Raw genomic sequence first — 22,265 nt, forward strand, 5'->3', positions numbered from 1 at the left:
TCGCGCGCCTGCTCGCTGATCTGGTAGGTGACGCCCGCCGCCCAGACTTCTTCGGCGTCAACTGGGACGGTCGTGTGCTGGTCGACGAACTCTTGGTCGACGACGTCGGCGTTTTCGGTGAGTTCGGCGGCGAGTCGGTCGATTGGGATTCGGGCGATACCGGCCACCCGAGCCAAATCCCCGAACGTCCGGAGGTCCTCGTCGGCGCTCGTGAGGTCGTACGTCGTGGAGTCGCGAGTTGCCGTGAGACAGCGCTCTCCCGACACCTCAAGCTGGTGGTACTGNGTCGGCGCTCGTGAGGTCGTACGTCGTGGAGTCGCGAGTTGCCGTGAGACAGCGCTCTCCCGACACCTCAAGCTGGTGGTACTGCATTCGAACCCTGGTTTATAACCAAATCTAATAAAATTATGTTCTGTGGTACCCCACACCACACGTTGTCTCCGCAGTCCGGGTGACGAACGATCACGTTCTGAATCACAGAATAGATTCGTCCCGGGTCGTCGACTCGGCGGAACCACCTGCAACGAACTGGCAGAAGATGTCGGTTGATGCTGAAAAATGTAGTTACGTTGTACATCCGTAAACGTGAACTCTGATATGGATGTTAGAACGAGTATACACTCTTCCCCTCCCATCGGATGGCGTGGTGCTGTCAGCCGTGTCTGTGTTCGGGTATCATTGGTTCGAGCCGTTTATCGAACCGAACACCGGTGGTTAGAAATTAATAAGGCATTCTTGATTTCAGAATGACGTGTCCCGAAACCACGCTGACCTCCTCCGTGTCAGGTCTGAATAACCCCGTTTCTGAACCAAACCATTACAATCGTAGTATTGTCTGAGAAACCTCGTTCGAACTCACAACTGGCCGTGAAGCGCCTATAGAGGACCGACGACGCCATCTTTTAAACGACGTTCTCTAGTTTGGAACATAGTCTCGAATATCGGTGTCTGTCTGTCGACGATCGGATCACGGATCGCCCTACGTGCCCCGAAGGGGACGTTCCACTTGAGAGCCAGTGGTCGCGTGAGCAAATTCGGCGACGAAGGACGCGGGGCCGAAGTCGGTAGCGAAGTGCGCGGTCCGAACTGTGTGCCCGTGTCGTTGAGTTACGGCCCACTTGGGGGCGGCCGCCGCGGCTTGCCCTCTGCATCCGACGGTGTTTGCTGCAGTACACCCTCGAACCCCGAAGGCTAAGCGGTGGGCCGTCCTGCTACGAGCATGGTCGCTTCCACCGCTCAGCGAATCGCGGAGTCGGGCATCGTCGCAATCATCCGCGGGACCGACCCTGAGACAGCAGTTGAGACGGTCGATGCGCTCCGCCGCGGCGGTGTCTCGACGGTCGAGATAACCGCGAACACCGAGGGCGTCCTCGACATGATTCGAGACGTGTCTGAGTCGTTCGCGGCCGACGAGGTCACCGTCGGCGCGGGGACCGTCCTCGACGCGGCGACGGCGCGGGCGGCGACCCTCGCCGGTGCGGAGTTCATCGTCACGCCGTCGTTCGACGAGGGCGTCGTCGAAACCGCGAACCGCTACGGCGCGCCCTCGCTCGTCGGAATCGCGACGCCGACCGAAGCCGTCGACGCCTTTGAAGCCGGCGCGGACATGGTGAAAGTGTTCCCCGCCGGCACGCTCGGTCCGGGGTTCGTCTCGGCGCTCGATGGCTCCCTCGGCCACATCCCGACCGTTCCGACCGGCGGGGTCGGACTGGACAACGTGGACGAGTTCTTCGACGCGGGCGCGACGGCCGTCGGCGTCGGGAGCTCCATCGTCGACACCGAGGCCATCGCTCGCGGCGAGTTCGACGGTATCGAAGCGAACGCCCGCGCGTTCAGCGCGGCCGTCGAGGCCGCCCGAACCAAGTAAGTTGGTGTGTCCGGGGTGCAGGGAGGGCTCCCGATGGGTCTCAGCTCCCATTTGAATTGTATATTTGTAGAAATATCGTTGGTCTACCTAGAAGAATTTGAAAATTCTGAATAATCTGAATATTATAAATAATCTTGTATTTTGTGGAATATCTGGGTCTGTGGGGTTATTATTTGTTTTCTATATTTTATTTGAGGATGTGGATTACTTCTTGGAAACTGGTGCGAACCAACCGATGCCATTCGCCATCTGATTAGGACTTTTATTCGAACTGCAGTTGTATATTTTAAGCACAACCGACTGCGTGTCTTCGGAAGCGACCGTCCAAATTCTGACGTCGGTCGTCCTCGTCGGCAACGGTCTCCGACCCCGCACGTAACCGTCTCCGATACTATTTATACCAGAAGCAATATGGAAGTGACATGAGCCGACAGCGACAGCGCAGAGTCTCAGTCGACCCCGTCCGACCGCCGAACCGACCCTCCTCGGGGGGCCAACTATGTCGTTGACGGGGGCGTTCACGAACGCGATTCTCCCGATTCTCGGCGTCGCCGTCGTCGGCTATCTCCTAGCACGAACGACGGACATCGACGTCGGGCCGATAAACACGCTCGGATTGTACGTGCTCATCCCGGCGTTGGCGTTCCACAGCATCGCCACGACGACCCTCGACGGCGGTGAAGTGCTCAAACTCGGCGTCGGCGTCGTCGGCTACGCGCTCCTCATGATTGCTATCGCGTGGGGTGTCGGCCGGCTCGCGGGCGAGTCGGGGCCGCTCCTCGGCGCGCTCATGCTGGCGGCGGCGTTCCCGAACTCGGGCTTCGTCGGTATCCCGCTGTCCGGGTTCGCGTTCGGCGAAGTCGGACGAACGACCGCCGTCATCTACCTCACCATCCAGAACCTCGTGGTCTACACCCTCGGCGTCTACATCGCGTCCAACGGCTCCGACAGCGGAGTTCTCGACGCAGTCACGGAGATATTTCGTCTCCCTCTTCTGTACGCCATCATCGCCGGCGTCATCGCCCGCGCGCTCGGTCTCGTCCCGCCGGCCGATTCGGCGCTCATGGAGACCGTCGGACTCGTCGGCGACGCGTCGATTCCGGTCATGTTGCTCATCCTCGGCATCCAGCTGGCTGAGACCAACGTGTCCGTGATATCGCGGTCGCTCGCACCGACGGCGCTGAAACTCGTCGTCGCGCCGCTCGTCGGGTTCGGACTCGCGCTCGCGCTGGGGTTCAGCGACCCGACCGTCGCGAAGGTGTTCGTCCTTGAGTGTGCCACTCCCGCCGCGGTCATCCCGCTGGCGCTCACCATCGAGTACGCCGACGAGACGGCGGTCGACGGCATCACCGCCCCCGAGTACCTCAGCACGACCATCTTCACGACCACCGTCGCCAGCGTCGCCGTCCTGACCGTTCTCGTGGCGGTCTTGCAGGCGGGCGCGCTGTTCTGAGTAACCTCGGGACGGCGGTATTCGGGCCCGCTATCGACGAACGCTCTAGATTCACATTTCGAAAGCACCGTTTCGGACGCCCCGTCCACTTCTCGCGTGAACCTCGAACGAGGGTCTCGCGGCGCGCCACGGAGTCGCGCTGGTTGTTGTCTCGTAAACGCGGCGAGCCGTAGCGGCAGTGGCTTCTCAGGCGGAAGTCAAGAGAGCGCCAGCGCCACGAAGCCGCTCGACACTCCACGGGACGGTACAGCGTAGAACCGACTGGTGGCTCCACTGCGGTCTTCTCCACGTCTCGTAAACCGCGAATGACGTCACATGGAATTACAATCATATGCTTGTAATGGATTTGTTACAGATATATGCCTGTAATCTCGACTGAATATGGGGATCGAGCGTCGACTCCGAGGGACACCGCACTCGCGTTTGTACGCCCCCATTCTCGATATGAAAATGAGCGTTTAGCGGCCGTCCCGTTCGTCACCCCGCGACTCGCTCTCGATACGAGAACGACGGTCGTGTTGCCGGTCGTCATCCGCGTCGCCCGCGTGAGGCGAACAGTCTCCCGGGCTCGACGAGGTGGATAATCTCCCGTACGTCGGTCTGATTACGCTCGGTCTCGGGGCGTTCATGGCTTGGTCACCGGTGGGGACGTTCACGCTTTGCTCGGCGATTATATTGGTGTATTAATAATTTACAACACGCAAACGGAGTGCTCCGTCCGCGCGGGTACTGACGGTTCGAACCGGAGTGAACCGGCGTTTGAGGCTATCTGTTGCCGGTTCTGTGGCGAACCTCGCTCATTTCGGCTCGACATCGTCGTTTTCCTCTCGAAAATGCTTGAGCGCCCTCGTTGGCGTCGGCGGGTTCTCTGACCGCGTTCCGACCACCAAAATATTTAATAATTGATACTGTTTGACTCAACACGTCATGGTATCCGAAAAGCGGTTCGTCCAGGCGGACGACGTAGAGACGATTCAATTGGACTGGGGCACGCTGAAGTGGATGAACACACCCGAGGTCACCGGTTCCGAGGGGTTCAGTGCCGGCGTCGTGTTGCTCGAACCCGGGAAGGGCCACGAGCGACACACCCACCCCGATAGCGAGGAGATACTGTACATCCTCGGCGGCGAGGGCGAACAGACCATCGAGGACGAGACGCGGACGGTCAGCGCGGGCGACATGGTTCACATCCCCAGCGGCGTCGAACACAGCACCATCAACACGTCGTGGGAGCCGCTTCGGTTCCTCGCGGTGTACTGCCCGCCCGGCCCGGAAGCCGTGATTCGCGAGGACGACGACGCGACGGTCTTCCCGCCCGGCGAGTTCCCGGACAACTGATTCGCGCGGACGAGCGCCTTCGTATCGACGCCGTTTCGGTCGCGTCGCTCGCCCGACGCCCGGCCGCCGGTCGATTCTTCCGAAATATTAAAGTCGTATGCGATGGCCTGTCAACTCGGATGAAGTATACTCGTGCTGAATCACTCGACCGTATCGAATCCACGATCGAATCCGGCGACCCCGTCATCGGCGCCGGTGCCGGAACCGGCATCTCCGCGAAGTTCGCGGAACGCGGCGGCGTCGACCTGCTCATCATTTACAACTCGGGACGCTACCGGATGAACGGTCGGGGCTCGCTGGCCGGTCTCCTGCCGTACGGCGACGCCAACGAAATCGTCGTCGAGATGGGCCACGAGGTCATCCCGGTCGTCGAAGACACGCCGGTGCTCGCCGGCGTCAACGGGACCGACCCCTTCCGCGAGATGAGCGTGTTCATCGAAGACCTGCGCCGTCGCGGCTTCTCCGGCGTCCAGAACTTCCCGACCGTCGGACTCATCGACGAGGACAGCAGCTACCGGAAGAACCTCGAAGAGACCGGTATGGGCTACGACAAGGAAGTCGAGATGATTCGCGAGGCGAGCGAGCAGGGTATGCTGACGTGCCCGTACGTCTTCACCGAAGAGCAGGCCGAAGCGATGACCGAGGCCGGTGCCGACGTCATCGTCTCCCACATGGGGCTGACGACCTCCGGCGACATCGGCGCGGAGACGGCGCTCGACCTCGACGACGCGGCCGAGCGCGTGCAGGCGCACCACGACGCCGCCAAGTCGGTCCGTGACGACGTTCACGTCATCTGCCACGGCGGCCCCATCGCGTGGCCCGACGACGCGGAGTACGTCCTCAACAACACCGAGGGCGTCGTCGGCTTCTTCGGCGCGTCGAGCATCGAGCGCCTCGCCACGGAGGAGGCCATCGAGAATCAAGCGCGCAAGTTCAAGGAAATCGACTTCTGAGGGCTTTCGAGACGTTCTCGTTCGAGCGATTGCTACCGCTGCGGTGACTGGGTCGTCGCGGAGGCGGTCTCGCGTACAGTCGGACTACTCGACCGCGTACACCTTCGCGTCGGTTCCACCGAAGTACAGCCGCCCGTCGACGAGCGCCGGGCTGGACCCGACGCCCCGCCCGTCGATTTCCATGAACCACTCTTCTTGCCCGTCGGTCGTGATGGCGTGGACGCCGACGCCGTCGCCGTCCGACTGTCGGTGCGTCCCGACGTAGAGCGTGTCCTCCGTCAGGACGGGACTGCTCCCGACCTCCAGCGCGGGCGTCTCGAAGCTCCAGTTCTCGGCGCCGCTCTCGCGGTCGAAGCGGAACACCTTCGCGTGGTTCGTCGTCGGGTCGTCGAGCGTGTTGTACGGCGTGTGACCGACGTAGACGGCCTCCTCGCCGACCGCGACGGAGCCCGAGATGTATCGGCCCGCCGTGTCGGCGAGCCACTCTCGCTCGCCCGTCGCCGCGTCGGCGGCGTGGACGTTGCCGTTCCAGTCGGTGAAGTACACGGAGCCGTAGGCGACCGCCGGGCTCGACCATATCATGTCGCGGGTCTCGTACCGCCACTCGACCTCGCCGGTCGAGCGCGACAGCGCGTACAGCGCCTCGTCCGAGGAGCCGACGTACACGCGGTCGTCCGTGACCGCCGGACTGCTGACGACCTCGTCGCCGACCTCGTACTGCCACTCCGTCTCGCCGGTCTCCGCGTCGAGCGCGTACACCCACCCGGACTCCGAGACGTTAGCTTCCTCCGCGTACCACGCGCACGCGAGATTGTGACAGCCGACGCCGGTGTAGACCGTCCCGTCCCAGACGGTCGGGCTCCCTCGGATCAACCCGTCGAACGCCCGGGACCAGCGCTCCTCGCCGGTCTCGGCGTCGATGGCGTACAGGTGTTTGTCGTACGACCCGATGTAGACGATACCGTCGGCGTAGGCCGGCGTCCCCTCGATTCGATGGTCCGCTTCGAAGGACCAACGGTCCTCGCCGGTCTCCGCGTCGAGCGCGTACAGGGAGCTATCGGCGCTCCCGATGTAGACGGTGCCGTCGGCGACGATTGGGCTTCCCCAGAACGCCCCGTCGGCCTCGAACGTCCACTCGACCGAGGGCTCCGAGTCGAGCGGGGACACGTCGCCGATGTAGCCGGTGTTGTACCGCCCCCCGCGGAACGTCGGCCACGAGGTGACCGGCTCGGACACGGGGTGACTCTGCGACGTAGACGCGACCGGAGGTCGCTGACAGCCCGCGGCGAACGTGAGCGCGGACGAGGAGAACGCGGCGAGAAATCGTCGTCGGTTGGTCCGTTTCATGTCCCGTGTGTTCGAGTGTCACGAAATAATATTGTCGACTGACTGACGGCGACCGGGGTGAAAAAGCGACCTCGAACTGCGAGACTGAGCGCCGGGGCAGGAACCGGAACGAGAGCCGAACGAGAGCCGCGGAGAACATCGGAACGAGAACGGACCGAAACGGAAGCGAGGTGGGAGAGAAAGAGCGCGTCCGTCGCGCCGAGGGGCGCGCGTTCGGCGCGGTCAGACGACGAGGTACTCGTCGAGGTCTTCGGATTCGAGTTCGTCTACGGTACCCCTGTAGACGATGTCGCCCTGGTCGAGCACGTAGCCGCGGTCCGCGATGCGGAGCGCCTCACGGACGTTCTGCTCGATGAGGAGCACCGTCAGCCCCTGGTCGGCGATTTCGGCGACCGAGTCGCCCACCGCCTTGACGATTTGCGGGGCCAGTCCCTCGGTCGGTTCGTCCAGCAACAGCAGCTTCAGGTTCGGGAGCCTGAGCGTCCGCGCGATGGAGAGCATCTGCTGTTCGCCGCCCGAGAGCGTCCCGGCCTGTTGGGTCCGCCGCTCGTCGAGCCGCGGGAACAGGTCGTACAGCTCGTCTATCGACATCGTGCTCTCGCCGCCGCCGAGGCCGCCCCGGCGGATGGTGTTCCACCAGCCGCGGGTGATTTTCGACATCTCGAGGTTCTCTTCGACCGTCAGTTCGGAGAACAGCCGGCGACCCTCGGGAACGACGCCGATGCCGCCCATGGCGATGTTGTCGGCCGGCCAGTCCGTGATGTCGTCGCCGTCGAACCGAATCGAACCGGACCGAATCGCCGGCGGTTCGGTCCCGGCGATGCTGCGGACCGTCGTCGTCTTCCCCGCGCCGTTGCGGCCGAGGAGCGTGACGACCTCGCCCTCGTCGATGCCGAGCGAGACGCCGCGGAGGATGTGGCTCGGTCCGTAGTAGGCGTGCACGTCGTCGAGTTCGAGCAGGCTCATTGTTCCCCACCTCCGAGGTAGGCCTCGCGAACGGCCGGATTCTCCCGAATCTCCTCGGGGGTGCCCTGCGCGATGAGCCGTCCCTGGTGGAGCGTGAAGATGCGGTCGGACACGTCGAAGACGATGTCCATGTCGTGTTCGACGAGGAAGATGGTCATCCCCCAGTCGGCGAGGAGGTCGTGGATGAGGTCGACCGTTATCTCGGTCTCCGTCGGCGACATGCCGGCGGTCGGCTCGTCCATGAACAGCAGGTCCGGGTCGGTCGCGAGCCCGATGGCGACCTCTAAGCGCCGCTTGTCCCCGTACGGGAGCGAACCGGCTTCCATGCGGGCCTTCGAGTCGAGGCCGATGGTCTCCAGGATGTCGTTCGTCCGCGCTTGGACCTCGTCGAACGAGTCCCGCCGGCGGAAGAAGTTGACCCGGAACGAGCCGTGTTCGGCCGCGAACGACGCGACCTGCACGTTCTCGCGCACCGTGAGTTCCGGGAGAATCGACGCCGTCTGGAACGACCGGCCGACGCCGAGCTGTGCGATTTCGAACGGCTTCATGCCGACGAGTTCGTTCCCGGCGTAGAACACCTCGCCCTCGGTCGGGCGCAGCCGACCGGTGATGGTGTTGATGAGCGTGGATTTGCCAGCGCCGTTCGGGCCGATGAGGGAGACGAGTTCGCCCTCTTCGACTTCGATGTCGACGCCGTCGAGCGCCGTGAGCCCGCCGAACTCCTTGGTGAGCCCGTGGGTTTCGAGCAGCGCCATCAGTTCTCACCTCCCGAGGAGTCGCCGGTCGAGTCGCCACCCGTGAGGGAGTCAAGCAGTTCTCTGGGTTCGCGGAGCGCGCCGGTGAAGGCGGTCGTCATCCCCCAGATACCGTCGCGGTAGACCCACACGACCGTGGTAAACGAAAGCGAGAGCAGGAGCAGCCAGTAGTTGCCGAGCGTCGGGAAGCCGTTGACGATGCCCTTGAAGTAGAAGAACACGAACGTCCCGATGACCGGCCCGGCGAGCGTGCCGAGGCCGCCGAGGACGGTCATGACGACGACGTCGCCGCTGACGGACCAGTAGAGTCGCTCGACGCCCGCGAACTGGGTGTTGACGGCCATCAGGCCGCCGGCGAGGCCGACGATGGACGCAGAGAGGAGGAACGCCGCGAACTTGTAGCGCCAGACGTCGAGACCGACGAACGCCGTCCGCGTCTCGTTCTCGCGAATCGCCTTGAAGATGAGCCCGTAGGGCGACTTGCGGATGCGCGTGATGGAGGCGACGACGGCGACGAAGAAGACGCCGACGAAGAGGTAGAGGTTGTTCACGATGAGTTCGCCGAGGAGGCCGCCGTACTGGTGTTCCAGTTCGAAGAACCCGAGAACGGGCGACCGCGGCACTTCGAGCCCGTTTATGCCCTTGGTTATCTCCACGAGCGGTTCTCGGGCGAGGAAGTAGAGGAACTGGCCGATAGCCAGCGCCACGATGGAGAAGTACACCGTGTGGAGGCGCAGGAGAATCAGCGCCGCGACCGCCCCGAGGGCGACCGCCGCCAGCGTCCCGACGACGATGACCGCCAGCGGGTCGTTGTACACGTGAATCGCGAACAGCGCCGAGGCGTAGCTCGCGGTCCCGAAGAACATGGCGTGCCCGAACGAGAGGAGGCCGGTCTGGCCCAACAGGAGGTTGAACCCGAGCGCGAATATCGACCAGATGAGAATCGTAACCGCGAGTCCGTGATACCCCTGGAAGATATCCGAGACGACCGGTGCCCGGCCGAACGCGTACGAGAACGTCAGGACGAACAGCACCGACGACAGGAGGACGAACGACTCGGTGTGCTTGATTCCGTCCCAGGTGTCCCAGCTAATCAACGACGATTCTTCGTCTACGGTCTTGTGGATGTTGTCCGTGCTCATTGTCCAATCTCCGCCGAGGGGAAGATACCGCTCGGCCTAATCGTCAGCACCACGATGGCCAGCAGATAGATACTGGCCTGCGTCATGCTCGGTTCGAGTTCCGTCGCCACCGCGAAGGTGAGCCCGGCGAGCAGCGCGCCGACGACGGTCCCGCGCAAACTGCCGACGCCGCCCATGATGACGATGACCAGCGACGGGATGATTATCTCCATGCCGATTTCGGAAGTCACGTTGAACAGCGACCCGCCGAGGACGCCGGCGAGTCCCGCGTAGGCGGCACCGACGGCGAATATCAGGAGGAACGGCCTACCGACGCGGATGCCGAGCATCTGCGTCATCTCGGAGTCTTCGGTCCCCGCCCGCACGGCCAGCCCGTAGTCGGTGTATTTGAAGAACGCGAAGATGCCGGCGACGAGCAACAGCGTGAGCGCGACGACGAGGACGCGTATCGTCGAGGCCGCGCTCATCCCCGGCGGCGTGCCGATGACGGGAAGCGAAATCGCGCCCGTGAGCCACTCGGGCCGGGGGTAGATGGTCCCCGTCCGGCCGAAGAGGATGGCGACCAACTCTTGAGCGGCGATGAGGATTCCGAATGTCACCAACAGCTGGTCGAGAAGTTCTCGCTCGTAGAACGGTTTTGCGATCCAACGCTCCATCGCGACGCCGAGGACGAAGATGACGACCGGCGTCAACACGAGCGCGGGTATGAACCCCCAATCGAGTCCGACCTGTCCGAAGTCGCTCAACAGTCCGCCGTACTGCTCGCTCGACGCGATGAGGAGCCCGATGTACGCGCCGCTCAAGTAGAGGACGCCGTGAGCCATATTCACGTATTTGAGCGACCCGAACACGATGGACAGGCCGACCGCGACGAGCAGGTACAGCGATGCGACGCTCAGCGCGATGAAGAGGAACCCGACGATGCTGTCGATATTCATCGTTTCCACCTCGGTACAGATGTGAGTAAGCACTTCATGGTGTGCACGATTATTCATGAATTCTTCAGTATGTTAATCTTGTGTTTCGCTGACTTCTGGCATGCCAGCGGGCCGCTCTCCGGGTTCGTCGGGGGCGGTCCCGGATGTCGGCGCGGCGCGAATGCAGTCGAGCGGGAGAATGGCGTGCGCGCGGCCGAGAACGCCGATGGCCGCTCGCGGATTATCGACTGCAGAAAATGGGAGTAAGGTACGTCGTATCGAGGCTTGGTCCGGCCGTTACTCGTCTCCGTACTCGTTGTCGCCCATGGCGCAGTTCGACGCCGGGAACTCGCTGCACTCGTAGACGAGCGGGTCGGTCGTCTCGACGATTTCCGTCCGGATACCGAGTTCCTCGGCGCGGTCGTCGCCGACGCCGCGGACCATGTACCACGGGCGCTCGACCTGGTGGTCGCAGGTCCGGTACGCGGAGTCGCCCCACGCGAGGCTCCACTCGAACTCTTCGAGCGTTCGAACCACCGTCGGCGGGTGGAACGTGCCGGCCTCCTCGACGGCGGCCGCGTACACCATCATCGACTCGTAGGTGTGCAGCGAACTCTGGTTGGGCGTCTCGTCGTACTCCTCTCTGTAGGACTCGACGAACACCTGGCTCGGTTCGTTGTCGGCGTTCGGGTTCCACGGCTCCATACCGAGGACGCCCTCCGCGTCCGCGCCGAGCGGGTCGAGGGTGAACGCGCTGACGTGCGGGATGATGACGTCGATGTCGTCGGTCAGGCCGGCGTCTCGCAGTTGCGCGAGGCCGCTGGCGGCGAAGTTGCCGAAGCTGGAGAAGTACAGCGTGTCGGCACCGGAGTCTTCGAGCGCCTGAATCTGGGAGCTGTGGTCGGTCTCGCCCTCCGCGATGGCGGCACCGCCGGCGTCCTCCCACGGACCCTGTTCGGTGAGGTACTTGCGGGCGGCGTCGCGGTTCGACTGCCCGTAGGAGTAGTCCATGTAGATGTGGAACAGCGAGCGGTCCTCGCCGAGGACCGAGGGCGCGGCCTCGCCCATCGCCATCCCGATAATCTCCGCGTGGAACGTCGGGTGGAAGTAGTATCGCGAGCAGTTCTCGCCGGAGATGCCGGCGGACGTGGAGTTACCGCCCATGAACGGAACCTTCTCTCGCTGGGCGACGTTCTGCATCGCCATCGTCACCGTACTGGACATGCCGCCCGTCCAGAACTGGATGTTGTCCCGCTGAATCATCCGCTCGATGTTGTCCTGTGCCGTGTCGGCGCTGCCGGCGGTGTCGGCCTTCGTCGGCTCGACCTGGTAGCCCATGATGCCGTCGCCGCTCAGTTGGTCCCAGTAGTCGACGAGGCCGCCGCCCTCGTTCAGGTGTTTGACCGCGAGGTCGAAGCCCTTCTCTTGGTCTTGGCCGTCGGGACCCAACGCGCCGGAGGTCGGCCCGTTGAATCCGATGCTCACGGAGTTCCCCTCGGGTGGGAAGTTCCCGATAGCCTCGTAGTCCTCGCCGCTGTCGTCGCCGCCGGACGTGTCCCCGCCAGAGGAGTCGTCGCCACCGCCGCCGTCGGTGTTCTCGGTCTCGGAACCACCCCCACCGGTACAGCCCGCGAGGCCGGCCGTGAGTCCGGCCGTCCCGATTGCTTTCAGATAGCGTCGCCTGGATTCGTCAGTTAGCGCTGGTTGATCAGTCATGTTTCTTCGGAACGCTGGTAGTGACATGGTGTCATGGTATAGTTAAACTTTGTGATTATCCGGGTAGAAAACAGGTCACCCGGCCGGTCCGCGAGCGCGAAATCATCCTCGTCGGCGCTCAGCACGTCGTCGGCAGCGGGGGCGCCCCCCGAGTCCCGTTCTCGATTCGGAAACGCCCGGGTTAGGCCGCCGCCCGCATGCGGCGGTCGATTGCCTTCGCGAGCGTGAGCGCGAACTCCTCGTCGTTGATGTTGGCCGACGACTCGATGACTTCCACGTGGTCGTCGAGGTGCTCGCGCAGCGCGTCGAACAGCGCCTCGTCGGCCTCGGGGTCGTAGAACTCCTCGCCTTCGGCGTCGAGCATCGAGACGCCGCCGAGCGGGAGCGCGAGCGTGGTCGGCCCGGTCGCGGCGTTGAGCTTCTCCGCGATGATTCGGCCGAGTTCGGCGTTCTCCTCCGGGGTCGTCCGCATCAGCGTCACCTGCGGGTTGTGGACGTGGAACTGCCGGCCGTCGAACTCGTCGGAGATGGAGTCTTTCGGCCCGAAGTTGACCATGTCGAGCGCGCCGGTCGAGACGACCTGCGGGATGCCGCGCTCGGCCGCGGCGTCGAGCCGGTTCGGACCCGCCGCCAGGACGCCGCCGACCAGTTCGTCGGCCCACTCGGTCGTCGTGACGTCGAGCACGCCGTCGATGACGCCCTCCTCGATGAGCGACTCCATCGCCCGACCGCCGGTCCCGGTCGCGTGGAAGACGATGGTCTCGTAACCCTCTGCTTCGAGCCAGTCGCGCGCCGTCTGGACGCACGGCGTGGTGACGCCGAACATCGTGATTCCGATGGTCGGTTTGTCCTCGGTCTCGACGTCCGGTTCGTTCGACACCATGCCGACCATCGCGAGCGCCGCGTTGGAGATGACGGTCCGCGAGAGTTGGTTGAGCCCCTCGATGTCGGCGACCGAGTACATCATCGCGATGTCGTGGTAGCCGATGTACGGCTCCGTGTCCCCCGAGGCCATCGTCGAGAGCATCAGTTTGGGGACCCCCATCGGAAGCGCGCGCATCGCGGCCGTCGCGACCGACGTGTTCCCGCCGCCGCCCAGACCGAGGACGCCGTCGAGTCGGCCCTCCGCGTGGAGTCGCGCCGCGACGACGGCCGCACCGTCGCCCATGGTTTCGATGGCCTTGCCGCGGTCGCCGGCCTCCCGAAGCGCTTCGAGGGTGCTGCCGCCCGCCTCGGCCACGGCCGCGGCGTCGGTGTCCGGTTCGATTTCGGGCGCTCCCATCACGCCGACGTCGACGAGATGAACCTCGAGTCCCTGCCCTTCGAGCACGTCGCGGGCGAACCCTATCTCCTCGCCCTTGGTATCGAGCGTGCCGACGATGACGACGCTCATCGGTCACCCGTGGTGGACCGCTCGCGTCGGGTCGGTCCGCACCCGTCGTTCGAAACCTCGACGCCGCGCGGCGTCGCCGCCGGTGCGACTGATTGTGTGCATGCGCGGTTCATACTTGCAATCGTGGGAACACTACAGACTGTAATCAATATTGGGGTCAGTCCAACGTTCACCGGCTAGTGACGCATCGAGACATCCGGACACGACTTGCCGCTGGACAGTACATTCAAGTAATGTTAGTTCATGAGATTTGGTAGCCCAAATCAATGAGCCGACGGAAATAATGGCTATACTTCCGTTACACCTCGCCTGTCAGTTGGGTGGGAACGCGGGAGTGAGAGCCACCCGTTCGGCGAATTGGCCGGGTACACGGCTGGGTTGCGGTTCGCGAGAGCAGCGCAGTCCTGTAATCGCACGGTAACCAACGACGACAGCGACCGACGCAACACACTATGACACACGACGACGACACGACACGGGAATCGAATCCCGACGACGGCGACAGCGAGGGACTGAACATCAACCGACGCAACTTCATGAAAGTGAGCGGCGTCGGGGCGGCGAACTTCCTCGGGGCCAGCGGCGTCGCACAGGCGAAACAGCTCACCACCGACGACACGATTCGCCTCGTCGCGACGGAGGGAGACATTCTCGCGGCGTACACGAACGAGGAGTCGGTTATCGAGGGTTCGGGCCTCGCCGACGCGATATCCGACTGGCGTCAGGGCGACCTGACGACGAACTCCCTGCTGAAGGGGATCAACAGTTGGCGCAACGGGACGGAGATAGAGACCTCGGCGGACTCGTTCTCGTGGGTCGCGACCGCGCCCGACGAGATGGAGGACACGGCCAACCCGACGCTCGTCATGCACGAGGGCGAGGAGTACGAAATCGAGCTCTCGAACGCCATGGACGAGGACATCACGTTCATGCTCGCGGACCCGACCGGCGAGGTGATGGAGTCGTTCTCGACGATGCAGGGGTCTGGCGACTCACAGACGGTCAGCTTCACCGCCGAGTCGTCGATGGCGATGTACTACGCCGAAGAGCACCCCGAGGAGATGCGGGGGAGCGTCGAGATAACGCCGCCTCCGGCCGAAGACAACATCAGCGTCCTCATGATGGGCGGCCCGCAGGGCGGCAGTCACAACGCGCCGGCCCGGCAGGTCCAGCTCACCGAGTACATGCTGGACCGGGGCATCGAGGTCCAGTACACCGACCGACTCGCCGACCTCGAACCCGACGTGCTCCACCGCTACGACGCGTGGATCATGATGGACAACCGCGGCGCGAACTACGGCCAAGAGCTGACTCCGGAACAGGAGGAGTCCATCGTCGAGTTCGTCGAGAACGGCGGCGGCTTCATCCCGATACACAGCGCTTCGGCGTGTTTCACCGGGTCGGACGCCTACATGAACCTCGTCGGCGGTCAGTTCGCCGCTCACAACTTCGGCGAGATGACGACGAGCTTCGCCCAGCCGAGCCATCCGATTCTGTCGACCCTCGACCCCATCACGGTCGAAGACGAGACGTACCGCCACATGAACCTCAACGACGATATCAACGTGCTCGCCTACGGGCAGTTCCCCGACGGCGACAGCATCCCCGAGTACGACGAGGGACGCGACCAGGGCGAACCGTGGTCGTGGACTCGTACGCAGGGCGACGGGCGCGTCTTCTACACCGCGTGGGGTCACGGGAGAGCTCCGTGGGCGACGGACGGCTTCAAGGCCCTCATCGAGAACGCGATTCGCTGGGTCACGAAGAACGAAGACACCATCGCCGACGATACCAAGGTCCTCAACGACCTGGAGTTCATCGACGCCGACATCCCGTACTATCCGCCGCCGGAGGGTAGCCTCCTGCCGACTGAGGTCCCCGAGGAAGTCGGCAGCGGAACGAGCTGGAACAAGATGCAGCGGGCGTTGAACCCCAGCGAGACGGTCAGACGGACGATTACGCCGGAAGGCTTCGACCTCAAGCCGTTCGTCACCGAGTCCGACCTGCCGGACGACGTGAAGGGGAACATCCTCGACGCGAAGTTCGACGCGCAGGGTCGCGTCTGGCTGTCGGTCACCCGCGACTATCCGAACGAGCTAGGCCAGGGCCGCGACAAAATCGTCGTCTGCGAAGACACGGACGGCGACGGACAGGCCGACGAGTTCACCGTCTTCGCGGACGGCCTCTCGGTGCCGGTCAGCATGGTTGTCGTCGAAGACGGCGTCATCGTCGCCGACCTCGACGACCCCAGCGAGAGCGGGAAGATGGTCCACCTCGTCGACACGGACGGAGACGGCCAGGCCGACGAGCGAAACGTCCTGTTCTCCGGGTTCGGTAACGGCGACACCCACGCCGGCCCCAACGAACTGGCCCACGGCATCGACAACTGGATTTGGGGACAGGTCGGGTACGGCGGCTTCAGCGGCACCATCGCCGGCGAGGAGCGAAACTTCAGTTCCTCGGTCTACCGATTCAAGTTAGAAGACGGCTCGGTCACCGACTTCGAAATCGTCGGCGCGCTGCCGGGGAACCAGGCGGGCCTCGGTTTCACCGAGGAGGGTCTCGCCTTCGGTTCGGCCGCGACCTCCGGGCGACCGAGCAACTACTTCGCAATCCCGCATCAGTACTACGACCTCATCGAGGGAACCGGGCCGAACGACTTCGGCGCGGCGTCTGATTCGAACCGGTTCCTCCCGGTCACCGACCGCGTCCGGCAGGTCGACCTCCACGGCGGGTACACCGCGGCGACCGGCCACACCATCTACACGGCGCGTGAATATCCCGAGAAGTACTGGAACAACACCGGCTTCGTCGGCGACGGCACGGGTCACATCCTCGGGTCGTTCTTCCTCTCGCAGGACGGTGCGGGCTACAACACCCACTACGCCCACAACATCGCCGGCGGCACCGACGCGTGGTTCGCGCCGTCGTACTCCTCCGTCGGCCCGGACGGCATGCTGTGGTTCATCGACTGGTACAACTACATCTACCAGCACAACCCGACGCCCGGCGGCTTCGAGAACGGCCCCGGCAACGCGTACATGACCGAGGTACGCGACCTGTCTCTTATACACATCTCTGATGGCGNGAGATGTGTATAAGAGACAGCGTCGACACGCTGTCGAGTTCGAACATGTTCTGGCGGCGGACGGCCCAGCGGCTGTTGGTCGAACGGAACGAGACGGGCGCGCTCTCGTCGCTCGTCGACCTCGTCACGACGGAGACGCTCGACGAGATCAACCTCGACCCGGCGGCGATTCACGCGCTGTGGACGATGCACGGCCTCGGCGCGCTCGACGCCGACACCGGAAACAGCACCGCGATTCAGGCCGCGCTCGGCGCGCTGACGCACTCTTCGCCGGGCGTCAGGCTCACCGCGCTCCGCGTCCTGCCGTCGACGACGGACACGCGACAGGCGATTCTCGACAACGACCTCCTCAACGACGAGGACGGTCGGGTCGCCATGTGGGCGCTCGTCGCGCTCGCGCAGACACCGTCGGACGACGCGTCCGGCGAGGCGGTCTACCAGATGATCAGCGCCGAATCGAACTACCGCGACACGGTCCTCGTGGACGCGGCGTCGCTCGCCGGCGCGACCCACGCCGACGGCTTCATCCCGGCGTACGAGGCCAACGAGGACACGAGTGACGGCGGGGACGACACCGACGAGCTGCCGAACCTCCTCGAAAACCCCTCGTTCGAGACGCCCGTCGGCGGCGACACCGGCGGCGACTCCGACCCGATGCCGGCCGGCTGGTCGACCACCCCGTACACCGGCTCGCCCGAATTCACGTACGCCGAGACGGGCTACGAGGGCGACCGGAGCGTCCAGGTGTCGTCCACCGAGGGCGCGGACGCCTCGTGGAACACGACGGTCGCCGTCGACCCGAACACCGAGTACACCCTCTCCGCGTACGTCAAGACCGACAGCGTCCAACTCGTCGACGGTACCTCGATCGGCGAGGGCCCGCTCGGGGCGACTATCAGCGTCGAGCAGCTAGCGAACACGGACTCGGGAACGCAGTGGGACACGATTCCGTCCGGACTGACCGGCACCAACGACTGGACGGAGGTGAGCATCACCATCAACAGCGGCGACCTCGAAGAACTCCAGATCAACTGCCTGTTCGGCGGCTACGGCGAGGCGACCGGCACGGCGTGGTTCGACAGCGTCTCGCTGACCGACCCGGACGGCACCGACGTGCTCTCGAACGGTTCCTTCGAAGAGAGCACCGGCAGCAACGAACCCGCGATGCCCGCCGACTGGACGACGAACACGTTCGCGGGCACCGCCGAGTACACCTACGCGGACGCGGGTCAAGACGGCAGCCAGAGCGTCCAAATCTCGTCCGCGGAGGGCGCGGACGCGGTCTGGCTCACCGACGGCATCTCGGTCCAGCCCGAGACGGAGTACACGCTCAGCGGCTGGATAAAGACCGAGAACGTCCAGACGAGCGACTCAGCTCGCGGCGCGCTGTTCAACGTCCACACGACGGACTTCGAGACGGACCCGCTGACCGGAACCAACGACTGGACGGAAGTGAGCACCACGTTCACGACGGGTGCCGACACCACGACGGTCCAGATCAACTGCCTGTTCGGCGGCTACGGCAACGCGACCGGCACGGCGTGGTTCGACAACGTCTCGCTGACCGACCCCGACGGGAATAATCTCCTGCCGAACGCGTCGTTCGAGGAGAGTTCGGACACCGACTCGTCGTCCGAGCCCGAGGGCCCGGCGAACTGGGAGAGTACCACTTACGGCGGCACGGCCGAGTTCACCTACACCTCAGACGTGGCGCGGACGGGTGATTACAGCGTCCGCGTCGACTCCACGGAGGGAGCGGACGCGTCGTGGACGCAGTTCCGCGACGACCTCGAACCGAACTCCGAGTACCGCTTCCGCGCGTGGGTCAAGACCTCGGACGACTTCAGCAACTCCGAGGACGGCTTCGGTGAAATCGGAAGCTCCTACGGGGTCACCATCAACGTCCACTCACTCGGACAGGGCTCCGTCACGGACTACTACACGGACCCCGTCGAGGACTGGCAACTGCTCGAAACGACGTTCTCGACCGGCGCGTCGCCCGGTGAGTTCCAGTTCAACCTGTTGTTCGGCGGCTGGGGCAACGCCACCGGTACCGCGTGGTTCGACGACACCGAACTCAAGCGCATCGGCGGCTCCGGCAACGGGCTGGAACTCGTCTACGACCGCGTCACCGAACACGTCGAGGCGACCAGTGGTGACGGGAGCGACGACGGCGGCAGCGACGACGGCGGCAGCGACGTCATCCCGTCGGGGTCGACCATCGAACTCGAAGCCGAGAGCAACGAGGGCTGGACCGGCGTCTCGCCGTCCGGTATCGCGGACGCGACGAACCCGACGCTCACCCTCGAAGCCGGCGGCGAGTACACGGTCACGTGGACGAACCGCAACGGCGCGCCTCACAACTTCGAGGTCGTCAACGGCGACGACACCGTCGTGAACGACATCTCCACGTCGTACCTCGCGACGCAGGGCGAGTCACAGAGCGTCACGTTCACCGTCACCGACTCGATGGCGGAGTACGTCTGTCGCGCCCACAGCTTCCGGATGCGCGGCACCATCGAAATCGCGAGCTCGGGAGGTAACTGAGCGGGCGAGACGCGTTCCGACCGCGGTCCGTGGCGTCTTTTCTTTCGTATCGAACTTGAGCCGAGCGACGCGGAAAATCAGCACTTCGGGCGCGTCGCGGCGATGCCTGGACTACACCTACACCTGCGGGCCGGCGAACAGCGACGGGCGCTCGAACGCGAGCGACACGTCGTCAGCGATGCCGAGCAGGTCCGCGACCGTCGGGGCGAACCGCCGGGCGTCGACGATTCGGTCGGACGAGCCGTCGGGGGCCGCCGGCCCGCCGAAGCCGTAGAAGCCGCGCGTCTCGGGGTCGACGCGACCGTGCGACCCGGACACCTTCGTCGGGTCGAGCGTCACGAGCCCTTCGTCGCCGAGAAACAGTTCGCACGGGTCGAAGCCGGGCTTGGCGTGGATGTCCATCTCCGTCGCGTACGACGGCGCGTCGGCGTCGTCGGTCCACCAGTAGTACTGGAACCACGCGTCCGCGTCGGCGACGGCGACGAGGTCGCCGGCGTTCGGGTGGTTCGCGTCGCCCCGCGCTTCGCCTTCGACCACGGCGTCGACGCCGGGGAGCGATTCGAGAACCTCTCGGGCGGCCGCCGGCCGGTCGGTGTACACGTGCGCGATTTGGTGGTCGACCATCGCGAACGCCGACGACGCGGCGACGTCGACTTCCTCGCCGCCCTCGCCGTCGTCGCGAACCGAGAGCAGCCCCGCGTCGCGGAGCGCCCGGTTCGGGAACACCGGCGTGTCGACCGCGTTGAAGCCGTACTCGTTGACGACGCCGACCGCCGTCTCGGACCAGCGGGACGTCGCTTCGAGCCAGTCGAGGAACTCGCCGACGAGGTCGTCGACGACGCCCACGGCCTCCCGAAGTTCCGGGGAGTCGGGGCCGTGCCGCTGGGCGTCGTAGTCGAGGTGCGGCACGTACACCCACAGCAGGTCAGGGTCGTACCGCGCTAGCGACTCCCGCGCGGCCGCGAGAATCCACTCGCTGCTGCGCTCGTCGGCGACCGGCCCCCAGTAGTTGTGTAAGGGGAAGTGGCCGTACTCCTCGCGGAGGGCGTCGTAGAACTCGTCGGGGTTCGTCCAGCAGTCCATCTCCATGAGGTTGTTGTCCTCGTCTTCGATGGGCGACGGCGTGACGGCCACGTCGGCGCTCGTGCCGATGAGGTGTTGGAAGAACAGCGCGCCCGTCGTGAGGCCCGCCTCGTCGCTCGCGGCTTCCCACAGGCGCGTTCGCGTCCCCCGGTCGCGCTCCCAGAACTCGGCGACCTGCCGGTCGCGGTCGAACTCGCCGCTGGACACGTCGCCGTGGGCGGCGGGCGACTGCCCGGTCGAGAGGGTCGTCTGTGCGGGCACCGTGACGCTCGGAAACGGCGGTTCGAGCGCCCCGGACGGCTTTCCGGCAAGTAGGTCGGCGATATTCGGTGCCAATCCCCCGTCGAGATGTTCTTGTTGGAGTCCGACGACGTCGAGGACGACGACGCGCCCGGCACCGGACGCGGTCGCGTCCGAGGTCCTTCGAGCCGTCACGTTCCCTCCGCGTGGCGCTCCGCGTAGTCGTAGAGGAGTCGGAACTGCTCGGACAGTTCGTGTCTGTCGACGCCCTCGGGGGACTTGAAGAAGGACGCGAGGTGCGGCATCGTCCCGCCCTCGCCGCGCTCGTCGGCGAAGGCGGCCAGCCGGACCATGTCGAGGACGAGCGGGGCGGCGAGCGCCGAGTCGGCGCCCTCCCACGTGAACTGCATCTTCATCTTCGTCCCGAGGAAGCCCTCGAAGTGGACGTGGTCCCACGCGGTCTTCCAGTCGCCGAGCGACGGCGTGTAGTCGATGCGGACCGCGTTGTGGGTCTCGTACCCGAGGATGTCGTCCAGCAGGCTGCCCTTGCTCTCTATCTTCCCCGCCTTGTTCGCGTCGTCTTCGAGGACGAGTCCGTCGCTGTTGCCGAGGATGTTGTGGCCTTCCCACGAGAGAACGCGCAGGTTCCGCCCCGCGAACATCGGTCCGAGCGCGGACTTCATCAGCGTCTCGCCGGTCTTCCCGTCGCGGCCCATGTGCGGCACCTCGTTTCGCTCCGCGAGTTCGCACAGCCCGCCGAGCGAGGAGCCGGTACTGGGAGTGAAGTTGATGTACGGGTGGCCGTCGAGGAGCGCCGCGTACGCGTACAGGGCGCTCGCGGGGAGGTTCGGGTCGTCGCGCTCGACCGCCGTCTCGAACGCCGCCAGCGTGTCGTAGTCGCCGGGCGTCGGAATCGGCGGCTCGGTCGACGCGGCGTTCACGACGACCAGCCGGTCGACGTCCTGCGAGTCGGCGAAGGCGGCGTAGTCGGCCCGTATCTCCTCGACGATGTCGGCGACGGCCACGTCGTCGCTCTCCGTCCCCGAGGACATCCCCTCGACCGCCTCGCCGCACCGACGCGCGGTTCCGAGTTCGACGCGCTCGTCGATTTCGCGGAGGTCCTCGCGGACCGCGTCGAGGGTGTCGGGTGCCACGACGCCGCCGTGGCCCGCCATCTCCTCGGCGGTCTCCTCGATTCGCTGAGAACGGATGTCGTGACCCCCGAACACGAGGTCGTCGAGGGCGGGAAGGTCGAGCGCGGCCACCGGTTCGCGGGCCGTCACCATCCCGGTCGTGTCCGCGACGCCGCGGGCGATTGCGCGCGCGCCGGTCATCGAGACGCTCGCGACGTTACCTCTGGCTCCGATTATCCAAACTCCGACTGTCATCGACTCACGATTGCGGTGGCCGATACATAACCTTGTCCGTCAATCATGATTGTTTCCGCGTCGGTGCCGGCG

At 64.8% G+C, this 22,265-nt stretch carries 14 protein-coding genes and 2 pseudogenes; 6 read left to right on the forward strand and 10 right to left on the reverse strand.

Going from position 1 to position 22,265, the window contains the following annotated elements:
• Nucleotides 1-266, reverse strand: a pseudogene (locus C454_RS01165) (fumarylacetoacetate hydrolase family protein); the annotation flags it as partial.
• A 953-nt stretch (nt 267-1,219) separates the two neighbouring features.
• On the opposite strand from C454_RS01165, the gene C454_RS01170 reads away from it, so the two are divergent.
• The 4 genes from C454_RS01170 to C454_RS01185 all read left to right on the forward strand — a co-directional run bounded on the left by C454_RS01170 (nt 1,220) and on the right by C454_RS01185 (nt 5,611).
• Nucleotides 1,220-1,867 (forward strand): bifunctional 4-hydroxy-2-oxoglutarate aldolase/2-dehydro-3-deoxy-phosphogluconate aldolase, encoded by a 648-nt coding sequence (locus tag C454_RS01170; protein WP_004971732.1) that lies wholly within the window; start codon nt 1,220-1,222, stop codon nt 1,865-1,867.
• Between the two features lie 499 nt (nt 1,868-2,366).
• Entirely contained in the window at nt 2,367-3,320 is a 954-nt protein-coding gene (locus C454_RS01175; RefSeq protein WP_004971734.1) for an AEC family transporter, read from the forward strand.
• Nucleotides 3,321-4,247: 927 nt separating this feature from the next.
• A complete protein-coding gene (locus C454_RS01180; protein WP_004971736.1) occupies nt 4,248-4,658 on the forward strand; it encodes a cupin domain-containing protein in 411 nt (136 codons plus the stop codon).
• A 119-nt stretch (nt 4,659-4,777) separates the two neighbouring features.
• Complete coding sequence (locus C454_RS01185) at nt 4,778-5,611, forward strand: phosphoenolpyruvate hydrolase family protein (RefSeq protein ID WP_004971739.1); 834 nt, start codon at nt 4,778-4,780, stop codon at nt 5,609-5,611.
• Between the two features lie 84 nt (nt 5,612-5,695).
• On the opposite strand, the gene C454_RS01190 is transcribed toward C454_RS01185, so the two are convergent.
• The 7 genes from C454_RS01190 to C454_RS01225 all read right to left on the reverse strand — a co-directional run bounded on the left by C454_RS01190 (nt 5,696) and on the right by C454_RS01225 (nt 13,847).
• Entirely contained in the window at nt 5,696-6,958 is a 1,263-nt protein-coding gene (locus tag C454_RS01190; RefSeq protein ID WP_004971741.1) for an outer membrane protein assembly factor BamB family protein, read from the reverse strand.
• 222 nt (nt 6,959-7,180) lie between these two features.
• Nucleotides 7,181-7,924 carry an ABC transporter ATP-binding protein gene (locus tag C454_RS01195; protein WP_004971743.1) on the reverse strand — a complete coding sequence of 248 codons (744 nt, stop codon included), beginning with the start codon at nt 7,922-7,924 and terminating at the stop codon, nt 7,181-7,183.
• The gene (locus C454_RS01200) at nt 7,921-8,679 is read right to left on the reverse strand and encodes an ABC transporter ATP-binding protein (protein WP_004971745.1); all 759 of its coding nucleotides are present in this window, start codon (nt 8,677-8,679) and stop codon (nt 7,921-7,923) included. Before C454_RS01200 ends, C454_RS01195 begins: the two co-directional genes overlap by 4 nt.
• Nucleotides 8,679-9,821 (reverse strand): branched-chain amino acid ABC transporter permease, encoded by a 1,143-nt coding sequence (locus C454_RS01205; RefSeq protein ID WP_004971747.1) that lies wholly within the window; start codon nt 9,819-9,821, stop codon nt 8,679-8,681. The genes C454_RS01200 and C454_RS01205 overlap by 1 nt, the downstream gene beginning before the upstream one ends.
• On the reverse strand, nt 9,818-10,759 hold the full coding sequence (locus C454_RS01210) for a branched-chain amino acid ABC transporter permease (protein ID WP_004971749.1): 942 nt from the start codon (nt 10,757-10,759) through the stop codon (nt 9,818-9,820). The genes C454_RS01205 and C454_RS01210 overlap by 4 nt, the downstream gene beginning before the upstream one ends.
• Nucleotides 10,760-11,035: 276 nt before the next feature.
• Nucleotides 11,036-12,454: a substrate-binding protein gene (locus tag C454_RS01220; protein ID WP_004971752.1), complete on the reverse strand. Its 1,419-nt coding sequence runs from the start codon at nt 12,452-12,454 to the stop codon at nt 11,036-11,038.
• A gap of 181 nt (nt 12,455-12,635) precedes the next feature.
• Nucleotides 12,636-13,847 (reverse strand): Tm-1-like ATP-binding domain-containing protein, encoded by a 1,212-nt coding sequence (locus C454_RS01225; protein ID WP_004971753.1) that lies wholly within the window; start codon nt 13,845-13,847, stop codon nt 12,636-12,638.
• Between the two features lie 1,121 nt (nt 13,848-14,968).
• On the opposite strand from C454_RS01225, the gene C454_RS20990 reads away from it, so the two are divergent.
• Nucleotides 14,969-16,948 carry a PVC-type heme-binding CxxCH protein gene (locus C454_RS20990; protein ID WP_455428723.1) on the forward strand — a complete coding sequence of 660 codons (1,980 nt, stop codon included), beginning with the start codon at nt 14,969-14,971 and terminating at the stop codon, nt 16,946-16,948.
• A gap of 8 nt (nt 16,949-16,956) precedes the next feature.
• Nucleotides 16,957-19,482: pseudogene (locus C454_RS20995) on the forward strand (carbohydrate binding domain-containing protein); the annotation flags it as partial.
• 117 nt (nt 19,483-19,599) lie between these two features.
• On the opposite strand, the gene C454_RS01235 reads toward C454_RS20995, so the two are convergent.
• Together C454_RS01235 and C454_RS01240 are read right to left on the reverse strand one after the other, a co-directional pair.
• Nucleotides 19,600-21,000, reverse strand: a complete 1,401-nt coding sequence (locus C454_RS01235) for an alkaline phosphatase family protein (RefSeq protein ID WP_004971763.1) — start codon at nt 20,998-21,000, stop codon at nt 19,600-19,602.
• On the reverse strand, nt 20,997-22,193 hold the full coding sequence (locus tag C454_RS01240; protein WP_049904889.1) for an inositol-3-phosphate synthase: 1,197 nt from the start codon (nt 22,191-22,193) through the stop codon (nt 20,997-20,999). The genes C454_RS01235 and C454_RS01240 overlap by 4 nt, the downstream gene beginning before the upstream one ends.
• Between the last annotated feature and the right edge of the window lie 72 nt (nt 22,194-22,265).

This window comes from Haloferax gibbonsii ATCC 33959 (assembly GCF_000336775.1).
GTDB lineage: Archaea > Halobacteriota > Halobacteria > Halobacteriales > Haloferacaceae > Haloferax > Haloferax gibbonsii.